This is a genomic window from Ancylobacter sp. GW821-FHT10E12 (assembly GCF_058809335.1).
In genome coordinates, this window is record NZ_JBXASN010000011.1 from 14657 (window position 1) to 33970 (window position 19314).

The window sequence follows — 19314 nt, forward strand, 5'->3', positions numbered from 1 at the left end:
GCGTGAAATTTTTGTGTCTTCCGGCGGGGCCGGGAACGCCGATTGATTGCTTGGGGTAAAAATAGTGAAAATCGGAACAAATCGCCGGAATTGTGAAGCCAACAATTCCGACGCGTTCGATCCCGGCATCACGTCATCGTCTCCGAGGCTCCTTCCGCCGCGCCTTCCCACCCCCGGACATCCCGCGGGCCGCGGCAATCTGCTGACCGGCCTTCTGATGAGCACCGCCTGGTTCGCGCTTCCCGGACCGGCGTCGGCGCAGGCGACCTGCGCCGCGTCGGGCAGCGGCTATAGCTGCTCCATTCCCGGCGGGAGCTACTCCTCGCCCATTACCGTCACCGAGCCGGGTAATGCCCCCTCCGGCACGGCGCTGACCGTGAACAATGCCGGCGGCATCGGCATCGGCGTCGGCACAGCCCCGACATCCTCGGTCGGCGTCTACGCGCTTGGCGCGTCGATCACCGGCGACAGCGCAGTCAACAACGGTGATGCCTCCGGCCTGACCATCGTCAATACCGGGGCGATTACGCTCGGGGACGGCGCGTCCGCCTACTATAATTACGACATCTTCGGCATCTGGGCCCAGCAATCGGCGAGCGGGCTCGGCTCCACCACCGCCGATGTCGCGGTGTACAACTACAGCACCATCACCATCAATCCCTCGTCGGGCATCCAGGTGCCGGGCGTCGCCGGCATCTGGGCGGATGATCAGGGCGGGCCGACCTTCGGCAATTCCCATGGCGCCTCCGTCTACAATGCCGGCGCGGTCACGATCGTGGCGACCGGGCAGGCGGGGGGCGGCGGCATCCACGCGATCTCGACGGGCGCGTATCAGGGCACCGCCGGTTCCGATTCGGGAACAGGCGGCGCGGTTTCGGTGGTCAACGCGGCGCCGGTGAGCGTCGACTGGACCTGGCAGAACGTGGGCGCGACCAATGGCGGCGTCTACGGCATCCACGCGATCTCGACCGGCAGCAACGGGGCGAGCTTCAACGAGACGACCAATGGAAATGGCGGCGACGGCATCTGGGCCGGTAGCGCGCAGATCATCCTGAACGCCGGCGGCGACGTGACCGTGACGGCAACCGGCGCGCCGCCATCGGGCACGATCACGGGCACCTCGATCCTGAATTCCGTGTCCCCCGGCAGCGCCATCCAGGGCGCCGGGCTTTTCGCGGGAACCTTCGGGGGTAATGGCGGGGCGGGCTTCGGCACCGACCTGCAGGTCGGCGGCGACGGGGCGCCGGGAGCGCCGGCTCACATCTCGATCCTCGATGCGAATGTCACGACGACCGGGAACGGCCTGCCGGCTCTCGCGCTGCTGGAGCAGTCCGGGAACGGTGGACAGGCCGGCTGCCAGGACACCTATTATTGTTCGCACTACCAGACCGGTACCTATGGCGAGGAGAACAACGGAGGCTCGGGCGGAACGATCTATGACGATGGCGGCGGAGCCATCCATGTCGACGCGCGCACCGTGCCGGTCACCATCTCGACCAATGGCGACAATTCGGCGGGTATATTGGCGCTCCTGCTGGCCGGAAACGGCGCCGCCGGCGGGGCCAACGAGGCCAAGGGCACGGCCGGCAACGGCGGCAATGGCGGCGATGTCCTGGGTGCCATCGCCATCGAGCTCACCGGGCAGGGCCAGACGCTCGCCGTGGTGACGCAAGGCACCAACTCGCCCGGCATCGCCGCGTTCAGCATCGGCGGCAATGGCGCCGATGGTGGCCGGGCGGATGTCGGCCTCGGGGCGGTCACCAGCGGCAGTGGCGGTGCGGGCGGCAGTGGCGGCCCCATCGACATCGATCTGACGGCGGCTTCCGTGACCACCTACGCGGACACATCGCTTGGCATCTACGCCCTGTCGAAGGGCGGCATGGGCGCGGATGGCGGCTATGCCGACGGCGGCGCCGGAGGATCGACGGCCGGAACCGGCGGGGCCGGCGGGGCGGCAGGTGAGATAACGGTGACGCTCCATGAAGGGGCCGCCGTCACCACCTACGGGCTCTCCTCGTCGGGCATCGTGGCGACGAGCGTCAGCGGCGCGGGCGGAGAGGGCGGACAGGCGAGCGGCGGCAGCAGCGACGCCGGCACGGGGGGTGCGGGAGGCAATGCCGGCAATGTGACGGTCTCGAATGACGGGACGATCACCACCCACGGGGCCTCGGCACGCGGCATCGTCGCGCAGTCGATTGCCGGTTCGGGCGGCGGCGGCGGCTATTCCTATGGCACCTTCGGCAGTTCGGGCGGCACCGGCGCCTCGTCGGGGACGGCCGGCACCACCACCGTCACCAATGGCGGCGCCATCACCACCTATGGATCGAACGCGCATGGCGTGTTGCTGCAATCCATCGGCGGCGGCGGCGGTGCCGGCGGCCAGGCCGGCGGCTCCTTCGACACGGTCGGCGGCAGCGCCAGCGACACCCCCAATCAGTCCGACGGCGGTGATGTGTACTTCACCTCGGACGGCGGCAGCATCGTCACGGACGGCTTCGCGGCCTTCGGCGTGCTCGGCCAGTCGATCGGTGGGGGTGGCGGCGATGGTGGCGGCGCAGCCGGCGGCAATGTCGTCGTCGGCGGCAATGGCGGCGCCGGCGGCGCGGGTGGAACCGTGACCGCCGAGCTCAATGCCGGCACCGAAATCCTCACCCTGGACGATGGCTCGGCCGGCGTGGTGATGCAGTCGATCGGCGGCGGCGGCGGCAATGGCGGCAATGCCAGCGCCGACAGCATCTTCCTGACGGCAGCGGTCGGAGGTGCTGCCGGCGGCGGCGGCGACGGCGGCGCGGTCACCGTCAATGCTTCCGACAGCTCCATCACCACCGCCGGCACCAAGGCGCCCGGCATTCTCGCGCAGTCGATCGGCGGCGGCGGTGGCAATGGCGGCTGGGCGATCGCGCAAACGGCGTCGGCGGCCTTCGGTGTCTCCTCGGCGGTCGGCGGTGCCGGTGGAACCGGCGGAGACGCCTCGACGTCGACCGTCACCCTGGCGGGCACCTCGGTGCTGACCGGGCTGCAGATCATGCTGCTCGGCGAGGGCATCGTGCTCGACCAGTCGCACTGCACGGACGCGACCTGCAACATACTGCCCGTCGACAGCTACGGCGTCGTCGTGCAGAGCATCGGCGGCGGCGGGGGCGTCGGTGGTGCCGCGACGGCGCAGTCGCTGGTGCTGGCGGTTCCCAACCCTAGCGGCGACCAGGTCGCACTGGCCGTGAGCATCGGGGTGGGTGGAAAAGGCGGCGATGGCGGCAACGGCGGCACGGCACAGTTCTTCCAGACCCAGGGCAGCACCATCACCACCTATGGCCAGGGCTCTGCCGGCGTGCTGGCGCAATCGATCGGCGGCGGCGGCGGCGCGGGCGGCGATGCCTCCGCCAATGCCTCCGTGCTTGGCTACGATACGCCGGGAGACGTCACGTCGCTTGCCATCACCACGACCGTCACCGTCGGTGGCTCGGGTGGCAACGGCGGCACGGGCGGCGAGGTGATCGTGGCGCTGGGCGGCACGCTCGACGGCAGCGGCGATTTCACCGCCGACCCGGCCGGCAGCGCGGCGACCTCGATCACCACCTATGGCGACTACGCCAATGGCATAACGGCGCAGTCGATCGGCGGCGGCGGCGGCGATGCCGGCTTCGGCGCCGGCAACACCCAGTCCTTCGGCACCGGAAGCAGCACCTCGATCACCGCGACGCTGGGTTCGCAGGGCGGCGCGGGCGGTGATGGTGGCCAAGTCTACGCCTTTATCGGTCCTGGCGACGGCATCACCACCTGGGGCTCCGGCTCGGTCGGCCTGCTGGCGCAGTCGATCGGCGGCGGCGGCGGCACCTCGCAGGGCGGCTCGTTCAGCCTGGCGCAGACCATCGGCACCGGCGAGAACAATCCGGTGCTGAAGCCGAGCGTGACGGTCAATCTGGGGCTCGGCTCCAACGCCGTCGGTGGCAATGGCGGCAATCTGAACATCGACATCGCGGCACCGATCACCACTCATGGCGGCGACGCGGTCGGCGTACTGGTGCAGTCGATTGGCGGCGGCGGGGGAACGGCCGGATCGGCGGGCTCGGACGGCTCGGCGGACAACCCGATCGTCGCCACCAATGACGGCTATGCCGAGCGTGAGTTCTCCAGCGAGGTCTCCAGCTTCCTGCAGAACGTGTTCCAGGGCGATAACGACGGCAACAACATCCCTTCCATCGATACGAGCTTTACGCTGTCCGTCGGCGGCACCGGCGCGCAGGGCGGCACGGGCGGGAATGTCGGGGTCGTCATATCGGCGCCGATCACCACGTCCGGCGACTGGGCGAGCGGTGTGGTTGCGCAATCCATCGGCGGCGGCGGTGGCAAGGCTGGCTCGGCGGTGGCGACCGGCACCGGCGGCATTCCCGAGATCACCATCAATACGACCGTCGCGCTCGGCGGAAACGGCGGCTCCGGCAACAACGCCGGCGGGGTGGTCATCGACCTGCAACAGGGCGACGCTGTCATCCAGACCGCCGGCTATGCCGCGAGCGGCATCATCGCGCAGAGCGTCGGCGGTGGCGGCGGCATGGGCGCGGATGGTTCGGACAGCGCGACGGGTATCGTGACACTCGGCCAGGATGAGGGCGGGAATGCCGGCAGCGGCGGCACCGGCGGCCCGGTGCAGTTCGAATATGGCGATGACATCAACGGCTCGACGGTCGCCACCACCGGCGTCGCAGCCGATGCCATCATCCTGCAATCGGTGGGCGGCGGCGGTGGCATCGGCGGCGCGGGCAGCAGCCTGTTCGCCGGCGCGACGCAGCAATCCACCCAATGGAAGCTCACCGCCGGCGGGAATTCCGGCTCCGGCGGCGATGGCGGCACCGTGCTGGTGCAGCAGGGCGAGCCGAACGGCATATTGAACGTCTCCACCACGGGCGCCTATTCGATCGGCCTGCTGGCGCAGTCGATCGGCGGCGGCGGCGGCCTGATCAGCGTCCAGCCGACCGCCGAGACCGTGACCGCCAATCTCGGTGGCGACATGTCGAGCGGCAATGGCCAAGAGGTCACGATCAACGCCAGCAACGTCAATCTCAGCACGCAAGGCGTTGCCGCGCACGGCATCGTCGCGCAGTCGATCGGCGGCGGCGGCGGCTATATCCGGGTGAACGACACCAGCGATGCGTCGGCGAACACGTCGCTGACCACCACGTGGAGCACGTCCGATTCCGACACCCTCACGCAGGGGGCAGGAAGCGGCGGCGACGTGAACGTCACGCAGATCGGCGGCAGCGTCACCGTCACCGGCACGGGGGCGGTCGGCATCCTCGCGCAGTCGCTCGGCGGCGGTGGCGGCATTCTGGTGAGCGACGGCTCGATCTTCGCCGGCTCGGCGGCATCGACCTCGGGCATCTGCATCGATTCATGCACCGGCGGCGGCAACGTCACTGTCATCGCTAACGGCAATGTGTCGGCTACCGGCACCAACGGCATCGGCATCTTCGCCCAGAGCCAGGGTAGCAGCGCCCTAACCAGCACCCTAAACGGCACCGTCGCCGTCACCGTCCTCTCGAACGTGACAGGTGGCAGCGGCACCGCCGCCACCGCCACGCAATCCGGCGCTGCCGGCGTCTGGATCGATGGCGACAATTCCGGCAACTCCGTTACCGTCAATACCGGCGCCACGCTTACCACCGGGCTCGGCACGAGCGGGACGGCGATCCTGCAGACGGGAGGCGGCGTCACCACCGTCAACAATTCCGGCACGGTGACCGGCGCCGCCTATCTCAACGGAGGCACGTTCAACAACGTCAATGGCGGCGTCCACAATACCGGCAGCGTGAATGACGGCGATGTCGCCAATGACGGCGTCCTCAATGTCGGCTTCTCCCGCGAGGTGCGCACCACCCGGGTCACCGGCGACTTCACGCAGACCGAGAATGGCCGGCTCGGCGTGACCATCCACTCCCTGGCCAAGACCGCCGACGAGCTGCGGATCGAGGGCTCCGCCGCCATTGGCGGTCTCATCGTCCCGACGGCGATCAGCCTGCTGCCGGGTACCGTCGCCGTTGCAAGGGCGACCGACATGGTCCTGACCGCCGAGGCGGAGGATTCGCTGCTGTTCGACTGGGACGCCGAGCAATCCGACAACGCGCTGACGCTGACGCCGCATGCTGACTTCGCGCCCGCCGACGTGCCTCTGAACCGCAGCCAGGCCTCGCTTGCCAGCTATTTCACCCGCGCCTGGGACAATGCCGATGCCGCCTTCGCCACCCAATTCGCCGACATGTCGGGGATCGGGACCGCCACCGAATACACGACCATGCTGAACCAGCTGTCCGGCCAGGACATTCAGGCGCAATCGCTCGCGCTGGCCAATTCGGCGGGGGCGATCCTGGGCGCCTCAATGAGCTGTCCGGTCTTCGTCGGCGACGGGGTGCTGCTCGGCGAGGACAATTGCAGCTGGGCCACCATCTCGGGCCGCTGGACCGATCAGGATACGACCCGCGACATACAGGGCTACGAGGTGGACACCACGAGCTACCGCATCGGCGCCCAGCATGAGGTCGCGCCCGACTGGTATCTCGGCGGCTCCTTCGCTTATGGCGAGACCTCGTCGTCGACGGATAACGGCTCCTGGGGCGATGGCTATACGCTCGACGGGTCGCTCGCGCTGAAGCATGTGAAGGGGTCGTGGTTCTTCGCCGGCTCGCTCGCCATGGCCTACGGTTCCTTCGATTCCTACCGCCAGATCAGCCTGCCCTACGCCTCCGAGACGCTGGAGAGCGATCCCAGCATCTTCCTTGCCGGCGCCCGCCTGCGCGCCGGCTACGAGTTCACCTTCGACGACTGGTATGTGCGGCCCTATGCCGATGCCGATGTGATCTACACCGACCAGCCCGGCGTCACGGAAACGGGTGCCTCCATCTATGCGCTCGACGTCGAGGGCAGCAGCAAGACCAGCGTGGCGCTGTCATTGATGATGGAAGTCGGCGGGCGGGTGGCTCTGGATCCCGGCACGACGCTCAGGCCCTACGCCACCGTGGGCGTGAGCTACCTGCCGGACAACACGCGCACCTTCGAGGCGAGCTTCGTCAACGCCACCGCCGACAATGGTACCTTCAGCACCTATGTCGAGACCCCCGAGGTGCTCGGACGGATCGACCTCGGCTTGCAGCTTTATCGGACCAATGGCTTCGAGATGAGGTTCGGATATGCGGCCGATTTCGGGGATTCCTATCTCAGTCAGGCCGCCAGCGCGCGGCTGGCCTACCGCTTCTGATCGGCTCGTACTTCTGCCCAACGTCATGGAGATTCGAATGATTTTCACTCGCCTGCTGGTGGGCGCGGGACTTTTCGCGGCCGCTGTCCTGCCGGCTTCCGCCTGGCCCGTTTCGAGCGTGCCGGATCGCCCGGCGGCCTATCTTCCGGTTGCGGATGGATGCGGCCTCGGCGCGTGGCGCGGTCCGTGGGGGCACTGCCGCGATACCCCTTATAGCGGTCCGTTGCCGGGAGGGGGCGTCGCCGTGCCCCCGGCGGCCTATGGCGGCTATTACGGCAATGGCTGCCCTCCCGGCTTCTGGCGCGGCCCGTGGGGCAACTGCCGCGACACGCCCTATCACGGACGCCTGCCGGACGGTTCGTGGCAGTGAGCCCGCTTCTCTCAATGTGGATCAGGAACCAGAAAATGCCCAAGCCCATCTTCGCGCTGCTGCTTGCCGGCGCCGGCCTTGCCTGTCTACCCGCCGCGCACGCCCAGCAGACGCCGCCCGCGCCGGCCCCCCAGATCGTCGAGCTCTATACCCGGGACGATGCCCAGGCGGTGCTCAATGCCCGCATCGTCGCGCTCAAGACCGTCATCGACCTGCAGCAGCCCGGGCAGGCGGCGCTGTGGGAGCCTGTGGAGGCGGCGATCCGCAAGATCGCGACGGACGCGGCCGCCCGCAAGCAGGAGCGCGGCAAGATGCCGGCGCCGACGGATTTCGTCGACCTGATGGAGCGCACCGCCGATGCCGAGGCGGTGCGGGCCGGGGAGTTGAAGGCGCTGGCGACAGCGCTCAAGCCGCTCGCGGCATCGTTGAGCGAGGAGCAAAAGCGCCGTATCCCGGCCTTCCTTGGCTTGCGGGAAAACTCCTTCGGTCTGCCCCAGCCGACAGCCGAGCTCTGGCTGTTCGAAGATGAGCAATAGAATGCTGGGCAGTGCTATCTTTCCCTCGATGTGCTCATCGATGTCGCTTTAGGTCGCCTGTCTGTACGGCGTTGCGCGCCAGACAATCCGCGACCCCAGTGTCGATGCGTCGACGACCGTGAGAAAGCCCGCCGGTCCGCCACGGTACTGCACATAGGGCCAACCGGTCTCCGACACGCTCGCGAGGTAGAAACCGTCGCGCGCGGAGATAAAAGCGAGCTCCTGCGGGCCGAGGGGCGGGCTCTGCCCGGCGTGGTCGGCATGACCGCCCGCCCCCATACGCGCCCATTGCGCCGCGCTGCCGTAACGCTCCTGTGCGGCGGCGCCGGAGGGCGTCGTGGCGATGTCGAGATATTTGCGGCTCACGGCTTTACCTTCCCGGCGCTCCGGAACTGAGGTCCGCCGCCTCGGTTTTGCAAGGCCCAGTCAGCCGCCTGCCAACGCATCTGCCCGCGATCATTGACGACACGGCCGAGCCCGGGGAACGGCATGTGGGTCACGGCGATGAGCGCGCCTTCCGAGGCGGTGCAGGGAGCCACACATCGTCGCGTGCCTCGAGGCCGCCCCGGGCCCAAGATGGTCGCATTGGCGTGGCCATCGATGAAGCGGCGCCCATCGAATGAGCAGTATCTGCCTGAAAGTTGGAAGCGACCCATCCAACAATCGGTGCGCCCATAGACAAGTCTCCCGAACATCCCTGCGTAAGACTTCTCCCCGGTCCCGTCATCGTGCCCACCGGCACGCGGAAGCAGAGGAGAAGGTCCAGTGGCACTCAATCTCGATACCTATTTCGGCGGGCGCCGCATGTCTGTCGCCGCACGCCTGCGGTCCGCGCTCTTCGGCGTTCTCGGCGTCGCGGTCGCCGCCGGCAGCATGAGCGCCGGCCTGCCGCAGAAGGCCGAGGCCGCGGCGCCGGCCGCCTGCGCCGCGCTGCAGGCCAAGTATCCCGCGTTCAAGGGCAAGACGCTGGTCAACGCGGTCAACCCGCACACGCCGGGTTACGAGACGATCGATCCGAACGACCCGACCAAATATATCGGCTTCGACATCGACCTCGGCGAGGCGATCGGCGAATGCCTGGGCTTCAAGCTGACCTACAAGGCGGTGACGTTCGCCTCGCTGCTCACGACCCTGCAGGCCGGGCAGGCGGACATCGTCATCTCCGACATCTACGCCACCAAGGACCGCGCCAAGGCGGCGGACTTCATCACCTATCTCAAGGTGTTCGACGGCGTGCTGGTGGCCAAGGGCAACCCGAAGGGCATCACCGGCATCAATGCCTCGCTCTGCGGCGCGGTGGCGGCCGAGAACACCGGTTATGTCGAGGTGCCGCTGATCCAGGCGCTGGAGGCCGAGTGCAAGGCGGCCGGCAAGCCGGCGCCGGAAATCCTGCTGTTCGACAACAACGCCAACTGCATCCAGGCGATCCTCGCCGGGCGCGCCGACACCTACATCAACGACGTGAATACCGTCGACGGTGCGGTAAAGGCCTATCCCGACAAGCTGGCGAAGGCGACGGCGGTGACGCTGCCCTATTCGGTCGGCATCGCCGTGCCGCGCAACAATGTCGAGTTCCGCGACGCGGTGATGGCGGCGCTGGTCGAGATCCAGAAGGCCGGCCTGCAGGCTGAGCTGATGAAGAAGTGGAACCTGCCGGCCGAACAGCTCGAGGCGCCGAAGCTGGTTCTCGCCGACTGACATCCGCGATGATGCGGGCGGCCGCGGCAAGTCCGTGGCCGCCCTTTCCGACAGACCGCGGAAAGGCCGATGGATCTCTTCCTGCACTATCTGAGCATGCCCTACCTCGTCGACGGGATCGGCTACACGCTGCTGATCACCGTGCTCGGCCTGCTGGGTGGCCTTGTCATGGGGCTGGTCCTGGCGGCCATGCAGCTCAGCCGCTTCCGCACGCTCGCCATCATCGCGCGAGGCTATGCGATCATCTTCCGCGGCACGCCGCTGATCCTGCAGATGGTGTTCTGCTACAACGCCCTGCCGCTGATCGGCATCAAGCTCACCGCCATCGCCGCGGCAAGCCTGGCGCTCGCCCTCAACGAGGCGCCGTTCATCGCTGAGATCCTGCGCTCCAACGTCATCGGCGTCGATCGCGGCCAGGTCAGCGCCGCCCAGGCGCTCGGCATGACGCCGGCCGCCATCATGCGCCGGGTGATCGCGCCGCAGGCGATCCGCTCCATGGTGCCCGCGCTCGGCAACGAGGCGGTGAGCGCACTCAAGAACTCCTCGCTCGCCTCGGTCGTCGCGGTTCAGGAACTGACGCTGCGCTCGACCCAGCTCGCTTCGGCGACGTTCGATTTCTTCTCGATCTTCTTCGCCTCCGGGCTGATGTATCTCGTGCTGACCGGGGTGATCGCGACGATCCAGATCGTCGTCGAGCTGCTGCTCGACCTCGATCGGCCGCCGCCGAAGGAACAGCTCAGGCGCTTCCTGCACGCGCTGCTGCCGGGCCGGGACGAGCCGGCGCCGGCGGATGTCGCGGGCGTCACCCCGCCCGACGTAGCGGAGGAGATACTCGAGGAGATCGCCGTCGACCCGCTGCCGCCGGCTTCCGCCAAGGCGGCCCTGCCGCCTGCGGACCGCGAGGCTCGCGCCCGCCGCCTCGCCGGCAACAATGTCGCGGTCGAGGTGAAGGGCCTGCGCAAGCGCTACGGCAACCAGACCGTGCTGGACGGCATCGACCTGACGGTTCATGCCGGCGAGGTGGTGGCGCTGCTCGGCCCCAGCGGCTCCGGCAAGAGCACGCTGCTGCGCTGCATCAACCGGCTGGAAGGCTGGGAGGACGGCACGATCCGCGTCGGCGGCAGCTTCCTCGGCAATGACGAGGCGGGGCGCGCGCTCTCGCCGCGCGCAACGGCGCAGATGCGCGCCAGCGTCGGCGTGGGCATGGTGTTCCAGCAGTTCAACCTGTTCGGCCATCTGAGTGCCCGCGAGAACATCGCCGGCCCGCTGCGCTGGGTGCAGGGCCTGTCGCGGTCCGACGCCGACCGCCGCGCACAGGAACTGCTGGAACGCGTCGGCCTCGCCCACCGCGCCGATGCCCTGCCGCGGCATCTTTCCGGCGGCCAGCAGCAGCGCGTCGCCATCGCCCGCGCGGTGGCGCCGGGGCCGAGCGTGCTGCTGCTCGACGAGCCGACCTCGGCGCTCGATCCCGAACTCGTGGGCGAGGTGCTGGAGGTCATCCGCCGGCTCGCCGTGGAGGACGGGCTCGCCATGGTCATCTCCACCCACCAGCTCCGCTTTGCGGGCGAGGTGGCGGATCGCATCGTCTTCCTGGCCGGCGGGGGGATCGTCGAGGAAGGGCCCGCCGAGCGGGTCCTCAACGAACCGCGCCACCCGCTCACGGCCCGCTTCCTCAGCACGATGGCGCCCGAATAGGCCGCGCGAAGCGCGCTCCCACACCCGACCCGACACTTCCTCCAATCGAGGCCCGACATGACCAAGCACCACCTGCCCGCCACGCCCGACACCGTCCATTGGGGCTATTTCAGCAAGACCCTCGCGCCGGTGCTGACGCTCAAGTCGGGTGAGCGGGCCGTCATCGAGACGATCACCCACCATGCCAATGACGACTATGAGCGCATGATCGCCGGCGACCGGGCGGCCGAGGACATCTTCCTCTGGACCAAGGACGCGAAGACCCTGCGCCGGCGGGGAGCGGGGGCCACCGACGGCCCGTTCACCTATGGCTCCGGCGAGGGGCTCGGCGTGCATCTGCTCACCGGCCCCATCGCCATCGAGGGCGCCGAGCCGGGCGACATCATCGAGGTGCGGATCATCGACGCCTGGCCGCGTCCGAGCGCCAATCCCGCCTATCGGGGGCGTTTCTTCGGCTCCAATCCCGCCGCCAACTGGGGATTCCAGTACAAGGACCTGATCGAGGATCCGAAGCCGCGCGAGGTCGTCACCATCTACGAGCTCGACATGGATGAAGCCTCGGTGAAGGCGCTCTATTCCTATCGCTGGACGCCGCAGACCGACCCGGACGGCGTCGTCCACCCGACCATCGACTATCCGGGCGTCAGGGTCGACCACGGCACGATCGTGAAGAAGGAAGGCATCCTTTCCGGCATCAACGTGCCGGCGCGCCTGCATTTCGGCACGATGGGCCTCGCGCCGGCGGAGGCCGATTTCGTCTCCACCATTCCGCCGAACTACACGGGCGGCAACATGGACGACTGGCGCATCGCCAAGGGCGCGCGCGTCTATTACCCCGTCGCCGTGCCCGGCGGCCTGTTCTCCTGCGGCGACGCGCATGCCTCGCAGGGCGACAGCGAGCTTTCCGGGACCGCCATCGAAATCTCGCTCACCGGCGAGTTCGAGTTCGTCCTGCACAAGAAGGCGGACCTTGAAGGCACCATCCTCGAGGGGCTGAACCACCCTCTGCTCGAGAATGACGAGGTCTGGTCGGTCTACGGCTTCAGCGTGACCAATTATCTCGCCGAGCTCGGGCCCGACCACCAGCATGAAATCCTCAATCGCTCCAGCCTCGACAACGCGATGCGCGATGCCTTCCGCAAGCTGCGCCGTTTCCTGATGACGGTGCACAAGCTCTCCGAGGACGAGGCGATCTCGCTGATGTCGGTCGCCGCCGATTTCGCCGTCACCCAGGTGGTCGACGCCAATTGGGGCGTCACCGGCTCGATCCGCAAGAGCCTCTTCGCGGGCCGCTGAGCGCATATCCGGGGGCCGCTCCGGCCGCTCCCGCCCGCTCCCAAGGCATAATCCTTGCTTGAACGGACCTCTATGCCGAGGTTCGAACCATGACCGCCCAGCCGTTCACGAGCGAGTCCTATTCCGGGGACGCGCGCGAGCGCGCCTGGCAGGACGTGCTTGCCGGCTTCGGTCTGCAGTCGCTCGGCGTGCGCACCGGCTCGCCCGCGCATGCGACGGCGCTCTCGCGCCTCTCCTCGCTCGGGGTGCGGATCGGCTACCTCACGGCGGATGCGCAGGTCCTGCGGCCGCTACCCGCGCGCAGCGGCCTGCCGCTCCTGCTGCTGCCGCTGGAGAACAGCGCCGTCCTCACCACGAGCGGCGAACCTGAGATCGTTCCCGCCGGCCAGCTCATCCTCGCGCCGCGGGCGGCGGACTGGCAGATGCAGTTCCAGCGCGGCCTGCGTGCCGTCATGCTCGCGGTGCCGGCCGATGCGTTTCGCGGGCGCAAGGCACCCCCGCTCGCCGATTGCCGGCCGCGCGTCTTCGACGCCGACGGGCTGCCCGATGTCCTCGCCAGGACCGTGCAGGCGGCCGCCACCGCGCTCGACCGGCTCTCCGAGCCCGAATGGGAAGCGGTGGCGCAGAGCGCGGCCGATCTTCTCCTCGTGCTGTCGGCGGAGCTGACCGCGAACAGGGCCGACTCCTCGTCGAGCCGCGCCGCCCTGCTCCAGCGCATCTATGCGACCATCGAGCGGAGCGTCGGCAACGAGGACACCTCGATCGCCGAGGTGGCGCAGGCCGAGGGCATATCCGAGCGCTATCTGCAGAAGCTGTTCGAGAGCACCGGGGAGAGCTTCAGCCATTACGTGCGGGAGCGACGCCTGCAGCGCGCCTGGCACGACCTCGCCAATCCCGCCGAGGCGGCGGTGCCGATCTCCGAGGTCGCCTATCGCTACGGCTTCGCCGACTCCGCCCATTTCAGCCGCCTGTTCCGCGAGCGCTTCGGCCTGCCCCCGCGCGAGCTGCGCCGGCGAGAGACCGACCGTCAGAGCCAGAGTGCGTTGTCGAACGGCCAGCGCGGCTGGCCGCAGGAGGCGCTGGTGCAACTGCGCGCGCGCCAGACCAAGTCCGAACCGGACACGCGCCGGAGCGTCCTGCTCGACATCGGCGAGCCCGACGACCCGCCGGAGACACCGGCGCGCCACTATCTGCCGGTGCATGCCCAGCATGTGCACTGGGGTTATTTCAGCCGCTCGCTCAAGCCGTTGCTGGAAATCGCCTCCGGCGACATCGTCACCATCGAGACGCTGACCCAGCACGCCTCCGACGATCCCCAGCGCATGATCGACGGCGATCCGGGGGCGGAGAGCGTGTTTCACTGGACACCCAAGGCGAAGGCGGTGGACCGGCGCGGCGCCGGCCCGCTCGATGCCTCGGTGTTCGGGCGCGGCGCGGGGGAAGGGTTCGGCGTGCACATCTGCACCGGCCCCATCGCGGTGCGCGGCGCCCAGCCCGGCGACGTGCTGGAGGTGCATATCCTCGATATCGAGCCCCGCCCCTCGCGCCATCCCGACCATGCCGGGCGGGTCTTCGGCAGCAGCGTCGCCGCCTGGTGGGGGTTCCACTATTCGGAATTCCTCAGCGAGCCGCACCCGCGCGAGACGGTGACGATCTACGAGATCATCACCGACACCGACCAGCCCTATGCGCAGGCGGTGCACGCCTATCGATGGGAGGCGCAGACAGACCCCTATGGCGTCCGGCATGCGCTCTACGACTATCCCGGCGTCCCCGTCCTTCCCGGAACGGTGACGCTGCAGACGGGCGTGCTCGACGGCATCCGCATTCCGCTGCGGCCGCATTTCGGCGTCATTGCGGTGGCCCCGCGCGAGGCCGAGCTCGTCGATTCCGTGCCGCCCGCCTATTTCGGCGGGAACCTCGATAATTGGCGGCTTGGCAAGGGCGCGACGGTGTATCTGCCGGTGTCGGTGCCCGGCGCGCTGCTGTCGGTGGGCGATCCGCATGCGGCGCAGGGCGACGGCGAATTGTCGGGCACGGCGATCGAGTGCTCGATGACCGGCACGTTTCGCGTCGTGCTGCACAAGAAGGCCGACGTCGCCGGCACGCTACTCGCCGACCTGACCTATCCGCTGATCGAAACGCCGGACGACTGGATTCTGACCGGCTTCAGCCACCCCAACTATCTCGCCGAGTTCGGCGCCGACGGCCAGAGCGAGGTCTATGCCAAATCTTCGCTCGATCTCGCCATGCGCGATGCCTTCCGCAAGGTACGACGCTTCCTCATGACGACGAAAGGATTGAGCGAGGACGAGGCGATCGCGCTGATGTCGGCGGCCGTCGATTTCGGCATCACCCAGGTCGTCGATGGAAACTGGGGAGTCCATGCCATTCTGAGCAAGCGGCTGTTTCCCGATCGGGGATAGGAAAGCAGGATCGGCCTTCCGGCCCTTCCACCGTCAGCCCCGCGCCGCTAATTCGGCCGGTTTCTCCAATGACGGCTATGAAGTCCGGTTGTGAAGACGTACCCGTGACCAAGCCCCTGCACCGCCAGACTTGACCCATAGTGGTTTGGTCACCGACAGCTACCTCGACAAAGCTCTACCAATTGTTGCGATCGGCAAAATACCTTAGGTTCAAAAGTCCGGTTCCGGTCGTGGAGCCAATGTCCGTTATGCGCAAGTCGCTATATTGAATGCTTCACACGCGATCCGTCTTCGCGTAGAACGGCGCTATTCGTTTCATTTATGAAATTTGATCGTGAACGACGCCACGCTCTCCCAGCGCATCCTCGAAAGCTATGACGACCTGACGCGTCAGGAGCGGCGGCTTGCCGACCTTCTGCTGGAGAACCCCGATCTGCTCGGGCTGCATTCGGCGACGGAAATCTCGATCAAGGCCGATGTTTCCAAGGCGACCACGGCCCGCTTCTTCCACAGGCTCGGTTATGCCAGCTTCAAGACCGCGCAGAAGAAGGCGCGCGAGGGTGCCGGCACGACATCGGCGCCCCTGCCGAAAGGGCTGGAGCGCAAGGTCGGGCGCGGGCAACTCGCGGATCACCTTGCCAGCGACGTGCAGAACCTCATCCGTTCCATGGAGGCGCTGCGTTCCGACGAGCTCAACATGGCGATCCAGCACCTTGCCCGTGCCGACAAGCTCTGGGTAGTCGGCTTCGGCGACAATTATCCGCTGGCGCATTTCGCCCGCGCCATGCTGATCCGGATCAAGGCCGATATACGGATGATCCCCATCGGCGGATTCTCGGTGCCGGAGGAGTTCGCCTCGATCCAGCCGACTGACGCGATGATCGCTCTTGGCATCGGCCGCAAGACCCGCAGCTTGCGCTCGCTCATGCGCTCGGCGATCCACGCCGGTGCGCAGGTGATCTACGTCACCGACCAGGCCGGGCGCGGCTCGGCGGATGTCGCGAGCGTGACGCTGCGCTGCCGCACGCGCGGCGTATCGGTCTATGAATCTGTGGTCGCCCCAGTGTCGCTCATCACCTATCTCTGCTCGGCACTGGCGCTGAAGATCGGCCAGGGAGCGATCGAGCGGATGCACTACATCGAAAGCATCCACGAGGAATGGGGCGATCTGGTCCCCGGCGACCTCTGAGCGCGGAACGTTTCTGACGCGTTTTCAGGCTAGACGGCGCATTTTGTTTCGTTTTCGGAAATATTTGATTCATTTCTGAAATTTTATTGACTTGCTTTCCGCGCTCCCGCAGCGTGTCGGCAAGCGGAAAGGCATTCCGCGCGCCGCTCCTCCGAAGGCTTTGATCCTCCTTCCGGAACCGGCACGGGACATGATGCGAAGGGTATTATCGCTATCGATCTCGCGGAGCTGCATCCGGGAGCCCGACCCGTCATGTCTGGAGCCTGCCGTATCATGGGGTCTTAACGGGGACACAAAACGATGGGTGCATTTCGCGGTCTGTCACGGACCCTCGCTGTCGCCGGCGCGATCGGTCTTTCCTGTGCGGGCGCACAGGCCAAGGACATCGTCTGGGCGCGCTATGGCGACATCGACACGCTCGATCCGCACAAGGCGACGAGCACGCTGTCGCTGCAGGTGTGGAGCCTGATCTACGACACGCTTCTCGCCACCGACAAGGACGGCAATCCGGTGCCGAACCTCGCCAAGTCGTGGAAGGTGAACGATGCCGGCACCCAGTACACCTTTACGCTGAACGAGGGGGCCGTGTGTCACGACGGCTCGCCGCTCGACGCCAATGACGTGAAATACACGGTCGATCGGGCTTTCGACGCGACCAACCCCAGCGTGACAAAAGCGAGCTGGGGCCCGATCAGCAAGGCGGAAGTCATCGATCCGCTCACCGTCAAGCTCACGCTCGACAAGCCCTTCGTGGCGCTGGTCCCGTTCCTCGCCGACAGCTTCTCCTCGATCATCTGCGACAGCAACAAGGGAAAGGACGGCTTCGGCACCACGACGGCGATCGGCTCCGGCCCGTGGAAGCTCACCTCCTGGACCAAGGGCGACAAGATCGTCCTGGCGAAGAACGAGGCCTATAAAAACTTCGGCAAGCTCGCGGCCAACAAGGGCGCGCCCTACATGGACGGTCTTGTCATCAGCGTGGTCCCGGAGCCGCAGGCCCGGCTCGCGGCGCTGAAGACCGGCGAGGTCGATATCGCCGAGCCGCCGCTCGACGACGTCGAGGCGCTCAAGGGCTCCGGTGCGCTGAAGGTGACGGTTGCGGAGAACACCGGGCAGAACGTGTTCTGGGAGTTCGCCGCACACCGCGCGCCTTTCAACGATGAGCGCGCCCGGCAGGCGGTTGGCCATGCCACCGATGCCGCTGCCGCGATCAACCTCGTCTATGGCGACCTGTCGCTTCCCGAAGCCTGCCCGGTATCGCGCGGCGTGTTCGGCAATGATCAGGAGGCCTGCCTGAAGTACCGGACCAACTATGATCCGGCAAAGGCCAAGGCACTGCTCAAGGAGCTCGGCTATAGCCCCGAAAAGCCGCTCGAAACCGCGATGCTGGTGTGGACCGGCGGCAATCGGCAGAAGCTCGCCGAAGTGTTCCAGGCTCAGCTCGCCGAGGTCGGCATCAAGGCGAACATCGAGATGATGGACATCGGCACCATGAATGCCCGCGTCCGTCAGGAGAACGAGACCAAGACCGGCAAGGGCAGCATGGATATGATGACCTGGTCCTGGTACGACCCCGACATCCTCTATGCCCTGTGGCACTCGCCCGGCGCCTATCGTGGCTATACCTCGCCCGAACTCGACAAGATGCTTGACGAGACCCGCGTGCTCACCGACCCGGCCGCGCGCAAGGCCAAGGTGCAGGAAGTCTTCAAATACCTCCTGACCAAGGGCATCCACATCCCGCTCTACACGCCGGGCTGGGAATGGGTGTTCGCCGCGCGTCCCGCCGTGGAGGGGTTCCAGGTCGCGCCCTTCGTTTATCCGATCTTCAATGACGTGAAGATCTCCGACAAGAAGTCCTGATCACGTCCTGATCGCGCAAGGAGGGCCCGGCATGGCCGGGCTCTCCCCCTCCAAAGAGTTCACCAACCATGTGGCGTTTCATCTTCGGCCGCGTCGCGATGGCGCTTCTCACCATCTTCGCGACCACCGTCGCGGTGACGCTGCTCATTCATCTGGTGCCGGGCGATCCGGTGCAGATCATGTATGCGCAGAGCCAGGGAACGACGCCTGAGCAGATCGAGCAGATAAGGCACGGTTTGGGGCTCGATCAGCCGATCTACATGCAGTATTTCAGCTATGTCTCAAAGCTGCTTCACGGCGATCTCGGCTATACTATCCGGGGCCAGCAGCCGGTTCTCGACGTTATCCTGCAGCGCCTGCCCAACACGCTGATGCTGGCCGCGGCGGCGATGGCCGTGGCCATCGCGATTGGCCTGCCGATCGGCTTCCTCGCCGCGTACAAGTGTGGAACTCTGCTCGATACAGGGCTGATGATGGGCGCCATCGCCGGCGTCTCGATCCCGCATTTCTGGCTCGGCCTGCTGTTTCTGCTGTTCTTCTCGGTCGATCTCGGCTGGTTTCCGGTCAGCGGCACCGGTCTCGCCAATCTGGTGCTTCCCGCGCTCACACTCGGCCTGTCGAACGCAGCGGTGATCGCGCGCATGACGCGCTCGTCCATGATCGACACGATGCGGCAGGATTTCGTGCGCACCGCCGAGGCGAAGGGGTTGCCGAAGGCCATCGTGCTGCACCGGCACGTGCTGCGCGCCGGCCTTGTCCCGATCGTCACCATGATGGGCCTGCAGTTTTCCTTCATGATGGGCGGCGCCATCGTGGTGGAGAACATCTTCGCGTGGAACGGCGTCGGCCGCATGGCGATCGAGGCGATCTTCCAGCGCGACTACCCGGTCATCCAGGGCTTCATCCTGACCTTCGCCACCGTGGTGGTTCTGGTCTCGCTGTTGATCGACACGCTCTACGCGCTGATCGACCCGCGGATCCGCAGGAGCTGA

General features: G+C 67.2%; 10 protein-coding genes and 1 pseudogene. 10 read left to right on the forward strand and 1 reads right to left on the reverse strand.

Translation table 11 applies throughout. The annotated features are described in order from the left end of the window. Positions 1 to 217 precede the first annotated feature (217 nt). Genes AC1RU4_RS15885 through AC1RU4_RS15895 form a run of 3 tightly spaced genes read left to right on the forward strand, consistent with a single transcriptional unit; the run spans position 218 to position 8155 of the window. On the forward strand, positions 218 to 7249 hold the full coding sequence (locus tag AC1RU4_RS15885) for a hypothetical protein (RefSeq protein ID WP_492892083.1): 7032 nt from the start codon (positions 218 to 220) through the stop codon (positions 7247 to 7249). Between the two features lie 31 nt (positions 7250 to 7280). After that, the gene (locus tag AC1RU4_RS15890; protein ID WP_492892232.1) at positions 7281 to 7619 is read left to right on the forward strand and encodes a GCG_CRPN prefix-to-repeats domain-containing protein; all 339 of its coding nucleotides are present in this window, start codon (positions 7281 to 7283) and stop codon (positions 7617 to 7619) included. Positions 7620 to 7654: 35 nt separating this feature from the next. Continuing rightward, entirely contained in the window at positions 7655 to 8155 is a 501-nt protein-coding gene (locus tag AC1RU4_RS15895) for a hypothetical protein (RefSeq protein ID WP_492892084.1), read from the forward strand. A gap of 96 nt (positions 8156 to 8251) precedes the next feature. Here AC1RU4_RS15895 and AC1RU4_RS15900 read toward each other — a convergent pair. Beyond that, positions 8252 to 8521: pseudogene (locus AC1RU4_RS15900) on the reverse strand (pyridoxamine 5'-phosphate oxidase family protein); the annotation flags it as partial. A 438-nt stretch (positions 8522 to 8959) separates the two neighbouring features. On the opposite strand from AC1RU4_RS15900, the gene AC1RU4_RS15905 reads away from it, so the two are divergent. The 7 genes from AC1RU4_RS15905 to AC1RU4_RS15935 all read left to right on the forward strand — a co-directional run bounded on the left by AC1RU4_RS15905 (position 8960) and on the right by AC1RU4_RS15935 (position 19314). Then, positions 8960 to 9853, forward strand: coding sequence for an ABC transporter substrate-binding protein (locus AC1RU4_RS15905; protein WP_492892233.1), 894 nt, complete (start codon positions 8960 to 8962; stop codon positions 9851 to 9853). Positions 9854 to 9922: 69 nt separating this feature from the next. Next, positions 9923 to 11548 (forward strand): amino acid ABC transporter permease/ATP-binding protein, encoded by a 1626-nt coding sequence (locus AC1RU4_RS15910; protein WP_492892085.1) that lies wholly within the window; start codon positions 9923 to 9925, stop codon positions 11546 to 11548. Positions 11549 to 11605: 57 nt separating this feature from the next. Further along, positions 11606 to 12844, forward strand: a complete 1239-nt coding sequence (locus AC1RU4_RS15915; protein WP_492892086.1) for an acetamidase/formamidase family protein — start codon at positions 11606 to 11608, stop codon at positions 12842 to 12844. 89 nt (positions 12845 to 12933) lie between these two features. After that, positions 12934 to 15270, forward strand: a complete 2337-nt coding sequence (locus AC1RU4_RS15920; RefSeq protein WP_492892087.1) for an acetamidase/formamidase family protein — start codon at positions 12934 to 12936, stop codon at positions 15268 to 15270. Positions 15271 to 15604: 334 nt separating this feature from the next. Continuing rightward, positions 15605 to 16459, forward strand: a complete 855-nt coding sequence (locus AC1RU4_RS15925) for a MurR/RpiR family transcriptional regulator (RefSeq protein ID WP_492892088.1) — start codon at positions 15605 to 15607, stop codon at positions 16457 to 16459. A gap of 300 nt (positions 16460 to 16759) precedes the next feature. Then, positions 16760 to 18322, forward strand: a complete 1563-nt coding sequence (locus AC1RU4_RS15930; RefSeq protein WP_492892089.1) for an ABC transporter substrate-binding protein — start codon at positions 16760 to 16762, stop codon at positions 18320 to 18322. A gap of 68 nt (positions 18323 to 18390) precedes the next feature. Next, positions 18391 to 19314, forward strand: a complete 924-nt coding sequence (locus AC1RU4_RS15935; RefSeq protein WP_492892090.1) for an ABC transporter permease — start codon at positions 18391 to 18393, stop codon at positions 19312 to 19314.

What these genes read in the sequence shown, in the direction of transcription:
- AC1RU4_RS15920 (WP_492892087.1), top strand. Translation starts at nt 12,934, where the DNA reads ATGACCGCCCAGCCGTTCACGAGCGAGTCCTATTCCGGGGACGCGCGC.
- AC1RU4_RS15895 (WP_492892084.1), top strand. Translation starts at nt 7,655, where the DNA reads ATGCCCAAGCCCATCTTCGCGCTGCTGCTTGCCGGCGCCGGCCTTGCC.
- AC1RU4_RS15910 (WP_492892085.1), top strand. Translation starts at nt 9,923, where the DNA reads ATGGATCTCTTCCTGCACTATCTGAGCATGCCCTACCTCGTCGACGGG.
- AC1RU4_RS15905 (WP_492892233.1), top strand. Translation starts at nt 8,960, where the DNA reads ATGTCTGTCGCCGCACGCCTGCGGTCCGCGCTCTTCGGCGTTCTCGGC.
- AC1RU4_RS15885 (WP_492892083.1), top strand. Translation starts at nt 218, where the DNA reads ATGAGCACCGCCTGGTTCGCGCTTCCCGGACCGGCGTCGGCGCAGGCG.
- AC1RU4_RS15935 (WP_492892090.1), top strand. Translation starts at nt 18,391, where the DNA reads ATGTGGCGTTTCATCTTCGGCCGCGTCGCGATGGCGCTTCTCACCATC.
- AC1RU4_RS15915 (WP_492892086.1), top strand. Translation starts at nt 11,606, where the DNA reads ATGACCAAGCACCACCTGCCCGCCACGCCCGACACCGTCCATTGGGGC.
- AC1RU4_RS15930 (WP_492892089.1), top strand. Translation starts at nt 16,760, where the DNA reads ATGGGTGCATTTCGCGGTCTGTCACGGACCCTCGCTGTCGCCGGCGCG.